Raw genomic sequence first — 14,368 nt, 5'->3', positions numbered from 1 at the left:
TATCATATCTTGGAATTATAAAGACGGTGATGTTATATTTAGATCATTCAAGAGAGACTCCACGCTCTCTTCCAATGAACGATTCTATTAATGAGGTGAAATTATGAGCAACAAGACAATGTTTGAGAAGATTTGGGATAATCATGTTATTCATCAAGAGGAAGGTAAACCTAGCATTATTTATATCGATCTGCATTTGGTTCATGAAGTAACTTCTCCACAAGCTTTCGAAGGACTTCGCCTTAGTAATCGGAAGGTTCGCCGTCCTGAGCTGACTTTCGCTACAATGGATCACAACGTTCCTACCAAGGATCGTTTTAACATTAAAGATCCAATTTCCAAACAGCAAATTGATACACTTTCTAAAAATTGTGCTGATTTTGGTGTTAGATTGTTCGACCTGAATGATATCGATCAAGGCGTTGTACACGTAATGGGACCTGAGATCGGCTTGACGCATCCTGGTAAAACTATCGTTTGCGGCGACAGCCATACCTCCACACATGGAGCATTTGGTGCGCTGGCTTTTGGTATCGGAACTAGTGAAGTTGAACATGTAATGGCTACCCAATGTTTGCAGCAATCCAAAGCTAAGACTATGGAAGTTCGTTTCACAGGTAAACGCAATCCTGGTGTAACAGCAAAGGATATGATCCTTGGTGTTATTGCTAAATATGGTACTGATTTTGCCACAGGTTATGTAATTGAGTACACAGGTGAAGCTATTCGTGAGCTGTCGATGGAAGAACGTATGACCGTCTGCAACATGTCGATCGAAGGCGGAGCAAGAGCAGGCTTGATCGCTCCTGACGAAACTACTTTTAACTATCTGCGTGGACGTCAATATGTGCCGCAAGGGGAAGCTTATGACGCTGCTGTTGAAGGATGGAAGAGTCTTGTTAGTGACGAAGGTGCTCAGTATGATACAGTAGTTGAATTCGATGTGGAGACATTGATTCCACAAGTGACTTGGGGCACTAGCCCGGGTATGGGTACAGATATCAACTCTAGCGTGCCAAATCCGGCTGACTTCACCACTGAAAATGAACGCAAAGCTGCTGAAAAAGCACTTGAATATATGGATTTGATTCCTGGAACACCTATTTCTGAAATTCCAATCGATTATGTATTTATCGGTTCTTGTACTAACGGACGGATCGAGGATTTGAGAGCAGCAGCTGTGGTAGCAAAAGGCCATAAGGTCTCTGACAAGGTTACTGCCATTGTTGTTCCTGGATCTGGTCGTGTTAAAATGCAGGCTGAGAAGGAAGGGCTTGATAAAGTCTTTACTGACGCGGGTTTTGAATGGCGCGAAGCGGGATGCAGCATGTGCCTTGCAATGAACCCTGATGTACTGCAACCTGGGCAACGCTGTGCATCTACCTCGAACCGTAACTTTGAAGGACGGCAAGGTCGCGGTGGACGCACGCATCTGGTATCCCCAGCTATGGCTGCTGCAGCTGCGATAAAAGGCCGTTTCACTGATGTACGTGATTGGAACTATAAGACGGAAGCTGTCAGCTCATAGAACTAGAGAGAACACGGGAGGATAAAACTATGGATGCTTTTAAAAAATTAACAGGAATTGTTGCACCAGTAGATCGGGTGAATGTAGATACGGATGCAATTATCCCAAAGCAGTTCTTGAAACGGATTGAACGGACGGGATTTGGACAATTTTTGTTCTATGAATGGCGTTTTGATGAAGCGGGTAACGATAACGCAGCTTTTGAAATGAATAAACCGCGCTATCAAGGTGCTTCTGTCTTGATTTCACGTGCTAACTTTGGATGCGGTTCTTCACGGGAGCATGCACCTTGGGCGATTATGGATTATGGGTTTAAAGTTGTCATTGCACCTTCCTATGCAGATATCTTCTACAATAACTGCTTTAAGAACGGCATTTTGCCAATCAAGCTATCGGAAGAGCAAGTGGATGAACTGTTCAACCGGACAGCACAGCACGATGGCTACCAGTTGACTGTAGATCTGGAGAGCAACACACTCCATGATGAATATGGACTGAGCATCAGCTTTGAGCTGGATGAGCACCGTCGACAGTTCTTGCTGCAAGGTCTGGATGATATCGGATTAACCCTTCAGCATGCAGATGAAATTGCTGCGTATGAAGAGCGTCATGCAGCTAAGTTATTCTCTTAATAATAGGATATAAGTGGTTTCATTCTTAAATTTTACAAAAATTACGCAAAACTTCTATTTCCGGGTGTCGGAAATAGAAGTTTTTTTGCTATAATCGAAATATTGATTGGTGATAAAGGAAACATTTGGTGATTTCTGTCGTCTTAGTATTTATCTAGATCTATTACTTGCAGAAGGAGCGGGAAAATGAGAAGAGTTGGGTATCGAAAGTTGCTGCTATTGTTGCTGCCATTATTATTACTATCCTTTACTGGACGTGAAGCTGCCGCGGCTGGTAGCAGCTCAGGCAGAATTATTATGGACAATCAAGAGCTTGCTTTACCAAAAGGAATTAAACTTGAGAACGTCAATGGTAGCGTTATGATTCCCGTCAGAGTGGTAGTGGAGAATCTTGGATTTGAGGTATTATGGGAGCAGCAGGCCCGCAAAGTAACGGTTCACCAAGATGGAAAAAGCATTGAGCTGGCTGTAGGAAAAAAAACAGCTGATGCGGATGGAGTAACGTTTGATTTAAACGCAGCACCCAAGCAAAGCGGTGGTACAGTTCTCGTTCCGATCCGTTTCGTAAGTGAGCAGTTCGGTCTAAAGGTTGGCTGGGATAATAGCGATAAAACGGTCTATTTGACGGGTGGACAAGCTTCGGTGGCTACATCTGAGGGAACCGTTACTAGTCCAACAGCAACAAGTACACCTTCTCCAACTCCAATGACTACACCCGGCATAGATAATGGCACAAGCGCTGGAAGTGTTTTACCCTCTCAGACACCACAATCATCCTCAGTACCAGGAAGCACTGGTGTGAATGCAGCAGGTCCGCTTGTAAATGGGGCAGTCTTTACTGAGAATCGATTAATCATCGCTGTTTCTGGAGCTCTTAAACCTAGCATCACAAAAATGAGCAGTCCAGATCGAATCGTTGTAGATTTTCCCGGTGCAGCTTTTGCTCCTGATTTCGTAGGCGGCCTACCGAGTATTACCACAAACGGAACTCCGCAAGGCAAGCTGGATGTTACTGGTTACCCTCTAGTTTCTGAGATCCGGTATGCGTTGTTCAGTGTAAGTCCTTCTACTATTAGGTTCGTGATTCAAACGATCGGTAGCCAGCCTTATCAATTAAGTACGGATGAAAGTACTGGACTGGTGACACTAGATTTGAATGTTACAGGCAGTGAAGGGAACCCCTCAGGTGGTAGTGGAATGACAGGAAAGCCAGTTGTAGTTCTCGACGCGGGTCATGGAGGGACGCAATCAGGAGCAGTCAGTCTCACGGGTAAGCTGGAAAAAGACTTCAATCTGGCAGTTATCCGTAAAGTACAAACACTACTTATGCAGGAAGCTTTGGTTGACGTTGTATTTACTAGAACTGAAGATATTACGCTGGGACTTCAGGATCGAGTAAATATCGCAGAAGCGGCAAAGGCTAATCTATTTATCTCAGTGCATGGAAATTCACTGGAGCTGGGTTATCCGAATAGAGACAAAATAAATGGCAGTGAAACGTACTATTCGCGTAGTGGGAGTCTGCCGCTTGCTCAGATCATGCACAAACATCTGATTGCAGGTACTGGATTTAAGGACAACGGAGTAAGAACGAAAAGTCTGCATGTGACAAGAGAAACCAGTATGCCTGCAGTACTTCTGGAAGTGGGGTATCTTACTAATTCAGGAAATGAATCAGGGATGTATAATGAGCAGCTTCAAGACAAATTAGCGAGGGAAATTGTAGCCGGTATTAAGGAATATCTAGGCCTTTAATGCTTGATGTTGGTGAGATTTCTCAATTTTTATGGAATATATTCGCAACCTTTATAGATTATTAGCGTCTAATAGAGGTCTGAGGTTGACGTAGACAGGCCATCACGATCGCCATTCACAGGCGAATACTAGATTTAGAGGTGAAGAATGAAGAAATTCAGTTTGATGTTGTTTTTGTTGCTCTTAGTATTTGTTTTGCCTGAAAACGGACATGCTGCTGCCGGAAATAGCAAGATTTATCTGGACGGCAAGGAGCTGACCGCAGGGCAAAATGTCCCGGTTGAAAATGTGAATGATACAATCATGGTGCCGTTAAGGTTGATCTCTGAAAGCCTTGGATATAACGTGGGTTGGGATCAGAAGAGCAAGACGGTAACGATTGAACAGCAAGGAAAGGTCATCAAACTGGTTGTGAATCAAAAGATAGCCTCCGTTGATGACAAGACAGTAACACTTACCACAGCACCTGTCCTTCGTAGTAATACGACACTTGTACCGATCCGGTTCATTAGTGAACAGTTTGGATTAAATGTCTCGTGGGACAACGTGAAGAAGAGTGTGTATCTTATTACCCCAGGATCCTCAAATGATAACGGTAGTTCAGGTGGAAATACTGAAAATGGTGGATCTGAGGTTGTACCGCCGGTAGATCCTTCTAAGAATTTAACGATGGTAAATGGTGTGAGCTTTAGTGAAAATCGTTTGAGCATTGCCATGGAGGGTAGTTCAGTACCAAAAGTGACAGTGATGACTGGGCCGAATCGGTTAGTTGTTGATTTACCTAATGCCACCTTCTCAGACCTATTTGGCACAGGACAGATCCTTGATCCTGACCTAAACGGTAGCTTGGAAGTGAAAGATTATCCCGATGTATCAGGAGTACGTTACTCCCTTTATAGCACGAATCCTTATACAGTACGTTTTGTAATCGATTTGAACTATGCTAAGAATTACAACGTTACCGTAACTGGAGACGATTCTAAGCTGGTTGTAATCGATCTAAATGCGGAAAGTACTGATGATACTACAACACAACCGGGGAATAACGGCAGAAAGCTAGTAGTATTAGATGCAGGGCATGGAGCTAAAGATTCGGGAGCAGTGGGTGTTACAGGTAAATACGAGAAGAATTTTAATTTGGCCATCGTACTTAAGACAGCTGAATTGCTGAAAAAAGAAAGCAATATTGACGTTGTGCTGACACGTAGTAATGATACTTTCTTGGAGCTCAAGGATAGAGCAGCTATGGCTAATAATCTAAAAGCTGATATATTCATATCTGTACACGCCAATAGCTCAGGATCCTCTGCGGCTAGTGGAACAGAAACGTATTATCAACGGGAAGCCAGTAAAGCTTTGGCGAACGTGATGCATAAATATCTTGTTCAAGCTACAGGACTTAGCGATCGCGGTGTACGTTATGGGAATTTCCATGTTATCCGCGAAACGAAAATGCCTGCAGTATTACTTGAAGTGGGATACCTTAGCAATAAAAAAGATGAGGCATTGCTTTTTACAGATGCACTTCAAAACAAAGTTGCGGCTTCAATAGTGAGTGGGATTAAGGAATATTTGGGTATAAAATAACAGACCAGTGGCAGACGAGCGCCGCAAAGTCAGCTTTCTGCTTTTATTTTAAAAGGCAAGAAGTGGTTTTGCGGTACCTGTCTGCCCGTATTCATCTAGAGGAGGCGTTTATTAATGATGAAACAAAAATGGAGTACAATTGGAATCGCTACACTGCTTCTGCTAGTGATTGCTGGCTGTGGAGACAAGCCTACTGCGGCTCCAGCAAATGGTGTGGAGCAAGAACCTTCAAATGTTGTAAGTGGTGCGGGAGAAAGTACACCGGCTCCAAGCGATGAATCAGGAAACGAAGTGGCTAGCACTCCGCAACCGACAGCAGATAACAGCAACACAGAAACTCAGGCAACTGCAAAGCCAGTAGCAGATGAGAAACAAAAACAGAGCCAGAGTATCGATGCATATTATACGGATTCACAAGTTATGGATTTGATTCCTGCTAAGACTAGCATCAGCTTCTCTGACGATGCCCAGAAATATACAGAGACGTTCAAAGCATTGCAGAGCAACGAGAATACGGACCTTGTATCGTTATGGGGCAAGATTGAACTGAAATCGTTAAAGTTTGTTGATGGTCAAATTGTAATGGATATTCATAAACCGGATGAAGCACAGCTGGGTGCTGGTGGGGAGTCCTTAGCGATTTCATCACTTGCCAAAACCTATTTTCAATTTGAAGAAGTAAAAAGCATCGAAGTTTTGGTGGATGGTGAAAAGGTTGAAAGCTTGATGGGTCATGTTGACCTAATGCATCCTATGACTAGAGATAATAGCTAATTGTTATTACAACAAAGGATAAAAGCATCTAACTGACGAACTTTAAACTATACTATTTATTTGAGTCATAGAGAGGGGAATAATCTATTGTCCGCGCAAAAAAGGTCAAAACGTCTATTGAAGGCTTATTCTACGAAAGCAGTATCGGCTGTTATGGCTGGAACCATGATTTTTAGTGGCGCAAGCGCAGTGTTTGCAGATACAGCCGCTACCGCAGCAACAACTACTACACAATCTGTTGGCATTTTTAGCGATGTGAAGACAGGCTTTTGGGCTGAAAAGCATATTTATAAATTAGCATCACAAGGAATTGTAGTTGGTAATAATGGTTTGTTCCGCCCTGGGGATTCTGTCACTCAACAGGAAGCTGTGCTTATGGCATTACGTTTTATGAAGTTGCAGGATAAAGTGGATACTTCTTCAACGGTTGCCTTACCTAATGATTTTAAGGTTACGAATTATTACAAGGATTATGTAGTGTTGGCCTTTCAACAAGGCCTACTTGATAAGGCAACTGAAATGGCTCCAGATAATCTGAAGACTTCTTGGGGAGAGCGTAAAGCCTCCCGCGAATGGATTTCTGAACTCTTAATTCGTGCACTAGGAAAAAGTGCAGATGCTGCTGTAGCAGCTAGTGCGCCGACAGGCTTTGCGGATGATGCTAAAGTGTCTGCAAACAAAAGAGGGTATATCAACGTTGCTGTTGATCTGAAATTAGCTAATGGTCTTGACGGTAATCGCTTTGATCCACAAGGGGCTGTGACCCGTGCTCAATTGGCGACTTTTTTCAGCCGTGCGGAAGCACACAATACGGTTGAATACGACAACACAGTATCAGGAACAATCAGTCAATTAGCAGATGGGAAACTATCCGTTTATAATAACGGCAAGACTTCTACATATACCCTGGGAGCCAGCACCGCTTATTACACAAGCGCTTCTGAAAGCAGAATAAATCTAAGTGATGTCCAACCTTATACAAAGGTTACTGTTATTGGAGCGACATATAACGCAGCCTATGTTGAAGTGACTGATCCTACACAACAAGTGGAGAGCCTTTCCGGAAGCTTCGCAATGGTAGCACCTGGTAATAAGCTATGGCTCAAATCAGCTACTGGGTTCACTGAGTATTATTATGATGAAACGACTACCTTTGTAGATGCAAACGGGACATCAATTGAACCTGCTTCCCTGGTAGCAGACAGTGTAGTTACTTTGCAACGTGAGACTTACAGTGGATCACACAGAGTGGTCAGTGTTCAAGTGACTTCAGGGGTAGTTAACAAAACGACAACAGGTACCGTTCAAAGCATAGATCTTACTGGGAAAAGCATTACGTTTAAAAATGCTGCTGGTACGGTGGAAACCTTTAAATGGGAAGATGGAACTTCATTATTCAGCTCGCAATCATCAGTGCTGCAGCCAGCAGATTTAAAGACAGGTGCTGCTGTTAAATATACGATTAAGGAAAATGTGATACGTACTGTAGAAGTGACAGAAGGTGTTGAACGGACAGTTCAAGGTGTACTTACCGAACTGAGCAATTCAACAGTTGTGTATAAAAAAACGGACGGAACACGTGAAGTTAAACTGTTAGGCACGAAGCCGGTGATTGTTATTCCTAATATGAATAGCGCTGTGGCTGATGACCTTATAGCTGATGCAATAGGTGGGGACAAAATTCAGCTTACGTTGAACAGCAGTGATCAAGTCATAAAGATTGAAGTGTTAAGCCGTCAAATTGAGCAGTATAGTGGAGCGACGGTTATTGACTATAATAATAAAACGCAACTATTGACAGTTATGGATACTGATAAAAAGGCACATGTCGTTCAGTTGGATGAAAAAACAAAATTGTTGATTGAAGGCGTACTCCCTAATTTAAGTAATGTCGGTACGAAACTTGTTGAGAACCGTAAAGTGAATTTAACGGCAATAGGTCAACGGGCTCTGTCTTTGGAAATTGTCACAAAGTATGAAGGAACCCTGTCTGCTGTTAATTCTTCTTTTAAAACAATTGTATTGAAGCTTAAGGACAGTGGGCAAACTATAACAATGCCTTATCCACAATTAGTTGATTTTTTTGGGAAGACTAATCCAACCTTAAGTGATGTTCCTGTTGGTAGTAATGTGACAGCTTCACTGACAACTAGTCAGGATCTAATAGCAGTATTGAAAGTAAAGACCGTTCTTCAGGTTGAAGCAGCAACCGTTAATTCTGGAACCAACCGTATAAGTATTAAATGGAATGGGGGGACCAGTGAGATTAATACTGCGGCGCTCCCAATAACAAATGAAGCCGGTGAGAGCATTAAGCTAACCGCTTTGAAATCGGGAGATTATCTGAATGTGACTTTTGATGGAAGCACACCGCTCGCTATTCAGGCAGTTAAGCTTACAACGGGTCAGATTAGTTCAGTAGGAGCAGCAACGAATAGCTTAATTGTGAAGGAGTATGCTGGAGCAGCACAAAACTTTACTGTAAGCGGTGGGGTTAGAATCATACGTGATGGCGCCACAACAACTGCTCTTAGTAACTTAACAACAGCGGACAGAGTGGAGATTCGTAAAGACACGGATGGAGCGACAGTCATTCGTGTGTTACCACAGTTAACTCGTTCATTCTCTCGCTATGACAGTTCGACGAACTCATTGGTGACTAAGAGAGCTAATCTGAACGATAAGTATCAGTTCACGCTTGCTTCAAATGTATATATTCATCAAGGAGATACGACATTGTCCGTGCAATCTCTGAAAGAAAATGATAATATTATAATGTATTTCAATAATGATATCGTGGTTGAAATTGTGAAACAATAGTAGCAATGGTGGATTTCTGAGTGAATCACCGTCTTGACACAGGAGCTTTGCCTGCGTCAAGACGTTTTTTTTGAAATATAAGAAAGTATAAGAGTTGTATTTTCTTGAAATGTATGAAACCATACGTTATAATACAGACTTTGCTTATATTTCTTTACATTAGAGAGGACACGCTCATGTGAGTTTTAATGAGCGTAATCGCTCCGTGGAGGGGACACTATGAAAGTTGCAGAGGTCCGCCACATTTTGGATACGATTGGAAACTTGTTCCCTGATGCTCATTGCGAGTTAAATCATAGTAACGCTTTTGAATTAACGATAGCGGTACTGTTATCAGCCCAATGTACGGATGCAACGGTGAACAAAGTGACCGTGGACCTGTTCCAAAAGTACAAAGCCCCCATCGATTATATTTCTGTACCGCTGGAGGAATTGGAGGGGGATATCCGGCGCATCGGCCTTTATCGTAACAAAGCTAAGCATATCCAAAGCCTATGCTCTATACTCATAGAACAGTATGGTGGCGAGGTGCCTGAGGCTCATGACTTGCTTGTAACTTTACCCGGTGTAGGTCGTAAAACTGCAAATGTAGTAGTATCCAATGCTTTTGGAGTTCCTGCCATTGCAGTGGACACGCATGTGGAGAGGGTTGCTAAACGACTTGCATTAGCAGGCTGGAAAGATTCTGTGCTGGAAGTGGAAAAGAAGCTGATGAAGGCTGTGCCACGTGACGAATGGACGATCACTCATCACCGGCTTATCTTTTTCGGACGATATCACTGCAAGGCACAGAACCCAAAATGTCAAGTTTGCCCGCTCCTTGATGTATGTCGAGAGGGCAAAAAACGTATGAAAACAGCTGTTGTCAGGAAAGCTAAAGGTCATACGCCAAAAAGTTAGAGTTGAAGAAGAGGATGGGATAGAGATGAAATGCATTTCTGTATACACAGATAATTTTGAAGTGTTCTCGGATATTTTTGACCGCGTAGTGGAAAGCCCACTCGAAGAGAACGAAGAGCAAGAAGTAGAAGGAATCACGATCAGTCATTCCGGTGACGTTCCTGAACACTATTTTGAGCGTATGTCAGTGAAACCTGAAGTTGTTGTAATGAGAGATAAATCTCGTGGTTTGACTATTCTGCAGCACGGAAAAGTATTCGAAATTCTGTTGCCTGTTTCGGAAACTGCATAAATTTAGAAGTGATAAAAGGAGTCGGCCCTAGGGCTGGCTCCTTTTTTGCTTCTGACTTTTCTAGCGATAATAGCAGAAAGATGTTTGAATAACCTCATTTCGTAAGAGATGATAGGTTATTTTGTAAGTAGTGTGTATTTAATTTGTGTCAAACTGGTGATAAACTGTAATTATTATTTATAAAAAAAGGTTCTGCGTGACATCAAAGAAATTACACCTGTATAAACATTGCATAAGCATAAACGTCTACGGATCAAAGCATGATTAGATGGTAACAGTGGAGGTGGAGAGTCAGTGAGAGCGGAACAGGTTAGAATCGAGAAAGAGACATTAAGTGAAACGGCATCGCTGCTTTTCCAGTTGCGTGGATTAATGCATCGCTGGGGTGATGAAGGCTCTGAACGTATATATGAAGATTTACAACATAAAGAGGGTGGGAATGAGCTGACCCTTGCTTTTTGCGGACATTTTTCGGCAGGGAAATCCAGTATGATTAATCTTCTTTGCGGCAGTTCAGTGCTGCCTTCTGGACCTGTGCCGACTAGTGCGAATATTGTCTCTATTCGCAGTGGAGTTCCACGAGTGCTTATTTATCCTAGAGTTGAAGGAAGTAAAAATGATCCTGCTCCTATAGAGACAACTCCAGAAAGATTACAGGAATACTGTCGGAATGGTGGTGAATATTCCGCAATTGAAGTGTGGAATGAGATACCATTGCTAGGCAAGGATGGCGTACTATTGGATACACCTGGTGTAGATTCGACGGATGATGGTCATCAGGCGGCGACCCGCTCCGCGCTGCATTTAGCTGATGTCGTATTTTATGTAATGGATTATAACCATGTACAGTCAGAGAATAATTTGGCCTTTGCCAAAAATCTTAGTGACTGGGGTAAACCTTTGTATCTGATTGTGAATCAGATCGACAAGCACAGGGAACAAGAGATTTCCATTGAGGAATATAAACGTCAGCTTGAAAATGCTTTTGAACAATGGGGGATTCATTGTGCGGGAATTCTATTCACCTCTCTCAAAAAGAAAGAGCATCCTCTTAATCATTGGGATCATCTGCTCAGCCTTATAACTGAACTGTTGGTACAAAAGGAGCAGCTACTTCAATATAGTCTGTCTCGTTCCATTCATCATACAGCGGATTCTTCTCTAACTGCATTCCGTGAAGATCAGCAGGAGGAAAGAGCAGTTCTCCTTGAAGAACTAGAAGGTACGAATGCAGAGACAGTGACGAATGAACTGAAGTCACTCGAAGAAGAGAAGGAACGACTTGAGGGGTTGCCTCAGCAGTCACGGGCGAGCTTGCGAACTGGCCTCGACACCTTACTTAATAATGCTAATCTAATGCCTGCGGATGTTAGAGAGGCGTCGGGTAGTTATATGGAAAGTGCCAGCCCTACGTTTCGGTTAGGGTTATTCTCTACGGCTGCACGGCGGGAGAAGGAACAAAGTAAACGACTGGCAGTCTGGCAAGGACTGTTGACCCGAGAGGTTTCCGCCCAGCTGGAATGGCATTTGATTCAGCTGGTGCGTGATTGGGCGGAGAATCTCGGGCTCTGGGAGGAGGAGGCAGAGACGACTCTGAAGCAAGGGTTCCCGGCGGTGAGCCAGGAGTGGCTGGCGGCTGCAGTTAAGCCGGGAACGGGGTATAGCGGCGAGGCGCTGCTCAATTTCTGCCGCACACTTGCGGCTGATATGAAGAGCCAGTTCCGCCGTGCCACGTTAGCGGTGAGCGATGATCTGTTAGCGAAGCTGCCACCGCTCATGGATGAGCAGCGTGCCGAACTCCAGCGCCGCGAACAGGCGCTTTCGCGGCAGGCGCGCGCCGTTGACGCGCTAGCTGCGCTGGACCGCGCGGCAGACGCCCGCGCGCGTGAGCTCGCGGCGCTGCTGCCGCCGCGCCGGCCCCTCACCCCCGGCATCCTGCCGGAGGTGAGGGTCACCCCGCGTGCGGCTGCGCAGAGCGCCGCACCGCGGGAGGCCCAGCCGCTGCAAAGCGTCGCGGCTGGAAGTGCCGCCGCCGCAAGCTGGGCGGCGGGTACGGCTTCGCCGGCGGGCGGACGCCGCCGGCTATCGGCAGCCGCTGACGCGCTGGCGGCTGCGGCAGAGCTGCTGCGCCGCGAGCCAGCGATGGCATCGGCGGCGCGGAGCCTGGCCGCACGGGCGGAGGATCTCGCCGGCGGCCGTTTTACCCTTGCGCTGTTCGGTGCATTCAGCGCGGGTAAATCTTCCTTCGCCAACGCTTTGCTCGGCGAAGAAGTGCTGCCCGTGTCTCCACATCCCGCCACGGCTGCGGTCAACCGCATATTGGCGCCGGAAGGTGACTTCCGCCATGCCACCGCGGTTGTCACAATGAAGACCATGGCAGATTTCTGGGATGACATCTGCCATTCCTTCAGTGTGCTGCAACTAGGCGAACCACAGCAAAACTCATGGACAACAGTTCTGGCAAGTTTGCCAGCACGGGGAGTTCATCCCTCTGCGTTGCCACACGCTGGATTTCTAAGAGCAGCAGCGGCTGGCTGGGCAGAAGCTGAGCCCTTGCTGGGAACGGTGCGAACTGTTGATTTAGAAGAATACCGGGGCCTTGTAGCAGAGGAGACCCGGGCCTGTTTTGTGCAGGGGATTGATTTGTATTATGCCTGTCCATTGACCGAAAGCGGAATTGTACTCGTGGATACACCAGGAGCCGACTCATTGCATGCTCGTCATACCGGCGTAACCTTTAATTACATGAAAAATGCAGACGCGATTTGTTTTGTTACCTATTACAATCACGCCTTTTCAAAAGCAGACCGAGGTCTGCTTGCGCAGCTGGGGCGAATTAAAGATAGCTTTGCACTTGATAAAATGTTCTTTATTATCAATGCTTCCGATCTTGCTTCAGGCGAAGATGAACTGGAAGAGGTTCGAGAGCATGTTGCTCAAAATTTACGTGCAGGTGGCTTACGCTCGCCGAGAATTTATGCACTCTCTAGCTTGCTTGCTTTGGAAGGCAAAACTCAGCATGATTATGATCGCTATGAGGCTTCCCGTTTCCATCATTTTGAGCAAGCCTTATCAAGTTTTGCGGGAGATGAACTTCCTCAGCTTTCACTTAAGCGCGCGGAAGAGAGCATCGCATCTGTTCGCCGCAGGGCGGAAGAGTGGCAGAATCTCGCTTCCATGGCGGCTAACGAGCGTGAAGCAGGATTAAAAGAAATGCAAGAACGTCGTCAGCTAGCTATGAAGAGACTTTCCCTATTAGAGACAGAAGAACGTCCTGGCAGAGATCTTGTTCATGAAGGTGAGGAGCTGATCTATCATGTCTGTCAACGGATTAGCTTCTCCTTCACCAGAAATTTTCAGGAATCTTTCCACCCCTCATTATTACGTGAGGACGCAGGGAATTTAAAAGCTATCTTCGCTGCGTGTGGTGCAGAGCTGATGCGTACCACTAAGCGTGAATTGGAGCAAGAGCTATGGGCGACAACGCTGCGACTAGAAAGTACCGGGCGCAGACTTGTTCATGAAGCGGCTGAAGCGGCGGCTACTGAGCTGTTTTTCTCTACTCAAGAGTTTCATCTGACGGAGAATGAAGAAGCAGCATGGCCTTCTCCTAGTGAGCTGGAATGCCAGCTTCAGGGCGTGGAATGGTCAACCTTATGGGGACATTTCAAATCTCCTCGCTATTTCTTTGAGGGGGCCGGTCGGGAGCAAGTCAAAGGTGCGGCCGAGCCTCTTGTGAAAGAAGCTGTTAATGTTGCGGCGGCAGAGCAGAAGAAAAAATTGCTTGCGCATTATGTCGATTGCATAGCCAGAGAATTAAAGGTTGCTGCAGTTCGCCTACAAGAAGGGTTAGCGGAGCAAGAGAAAGCGATGTTAGATCTCCTTAAAGGGGGTGAATCCGCAGATCATTGGGGTCAACTAGGTCACCAATTATCTATCTTGGAACAATCTTTCGTTGATAGATTAGACAAAAATCTTTGAAATTTGTAGGAAATTGTCGAAGAACACTTGCAATCTGGCGTATGATGGATGAAAATAAAGAAGCCTGAAAATATACAATGAAACTGTTTTGTTTTCAGA

General features: G+C 45.0%; 9 protein-coding genes. All 9 read left to right on the top strand.

Annotated elements, in window-relative coordinates; all coding sequences use genetic code 11:
* Nucleotides 1-103 precede the first annotated feature (103 nt).
* Entirely contained in the window at nt 104-1,528 is a 1,425-nt protein-coding gene (gene leuC, locus CA598_RS15350) for a 3-isopropylmalate dehydratase large subunit (RefSeq protein ID WP_094877077.1), read from the top strand.
* A gap of 29 nt (nt 1,529-1,557) precedes the next feature.
* Nucleotides 1,558-2,160 (top strand): 3-isopropylmalate dehydratase small subunit, encoded by a 603-nt coding sequence (gene leuD / locus CA598_RS15345; protein ID WP_094872585.1) that lies wholly within the window; start codon nt 1,558-1,560, stop codon nt 2,158-2,160.
* A 186-nt stretch (nt 2,161-2,346) separates the two neighbouring features.
* Nucleotides 2,347-3,915 (top strand): N-acetylmuramoyl-L-alanine amidase family protein, encoded by a 1,569-nt coding sequence (locus CA598_RS15340; protein WP_094877076.1) that lies wholly within the window; start codon nt 2,347-2,349, stop codon nt 3,913-3,915.
* 147 nt (nt 3,916-4,062) lie between these two features.
* Entirely contained in the window at nt 4,063-5,502 is a 1,440-nt protein-coding gene (locus CA598_RS15335) for an N-acetylmuramoyl-L-alanine amidase family protein (protein ID WP_094872588.1), read from the top strand.
* A 114-nt stretch (nt 5,503-5,616) separates the two neighbouring features.
* Nucleotides 5,617-6,276, top strand: coding sequence for a GerMN domain-containing protein (locus CA598_RS15330; protein WP_094877075.1), 660 nt, complete (start codon nt 5,617-5,619; stop codon nt 6,274-6,276).
* An 87-nt stretch (nt 6,277-6,363) separates the two neighbouring features.
* Nucleotides 6,364-9,096, top strand: a complete 2,733-nt coding sequence (locus CA598_RS15325; RefSeq protein ID WP_094877074.1) for an S-layer homology domain-containing protein — start codon at nt 6,364-6,366, stop codon at nt 9,094-9,096.
* Nucleotides 9,097-9,315: 219 nt separating this feature from the next.
* Complete coding sequence (gene nth, locus CA598_RS15320) at nt 9,316-9,996, top strand: endonuclease III (RefSeq protein ID WP_094872592.1); 681 nt, start codon at nt 9,316-9,318, stop codon at nt 9,994-9,996.
* A 25-nt stretch (nt 9,997-10,021) separates the two neighbouring features.
* On the top strand, nt 10,022-10,288 hold the full coding sequence (locus CA598_RS15315) for a hypothetical protein (protein WP_042129455.1): 267 nt from the start codon (nt 10,022-10,024) through the stop codon (nt 10,286-10,288).
* Nucleotides 10,289-10,582: 294 nt separating this feature from the next.
* The gene (locus tag CA598_RS15310) at nt 10,583-14,269 is read left to right on the top strand and encodes a dynamin family protein (protein WP_094877073.1); all 3,687 of its coding nucleotides are present in this window, start codon (nt 10,583-10,585) and stop codon (nt 14,267-14,269) included.
* Nucleotides 14,270-14,368 lie beyond the last annotated feature (99 nt).

This window comes from Paenibacillus sp. VTT E-133291, from assembly GCF_002264395.1.
GTDB classification, from domain to species: Bacteria; Bacillota; Bacilli; order Paenibacillales; family Paenibacillaceae; genus Paenibacillus_AQ; species Paenibacillus_AQ nitricinens.
This window is presented reverse-complemented; position numbering and strand designations above follow the sequence as displayed.

What these genes read in the sequence shown, in the direction of transcription:
- leuC (WP_094877077.1), top strand. Translation starts at nt 104, where the DNA reads ATGAGCAACAAGACAATGTTTGAGAAGATTTGGGATAATCATGTTATT.
- leuD (WP_094872585.1), top strand. Translation starts at nt 1,558, where the DNA reads ATGGATGCTTTTAAAAAATTAACAGGAATTGTTGCACCAGTAGATCGG.
- CA598_RS15340 (WP_094877076.1), top strand. Translation starts at nt 2,347, where the DNA reads ATGAGAAGAGTTGGGTATCGAAAGTTGCTGCTATTGTTGCTGCCATTA.
- CA598_RS15335 (WP_094872588.1), top strand. Translation starts at nt 4,063, where the DNA reads ATGAAGAAATTCAGTTTGATGTTGTTTTTGTTGCTCTTAGTATTTGTT.
- CA598_RS15330 (WP_094877075.1), top strand. Translation starts at nt 5,617, where the DNA reads ATGATGAAACAAAAATGGAGTACAATTGGAATCGCTACACTGCTTCTG.
- nth (WP_094872592.1), top strand. Translation starts at nt 9,316, where the DNA reads ATGAAAGTTGCAGAGGTCCGCCACATTTTGGATACGATTGGAAACTTG.
- CA598_RS15315 (WP_042129455.1), top strand. Translation starts at nt 10,022, where the DNA reads ATGAAATGCATTTCTGTATACACAGATAATTTTGAAGTGTTCTCGGAT.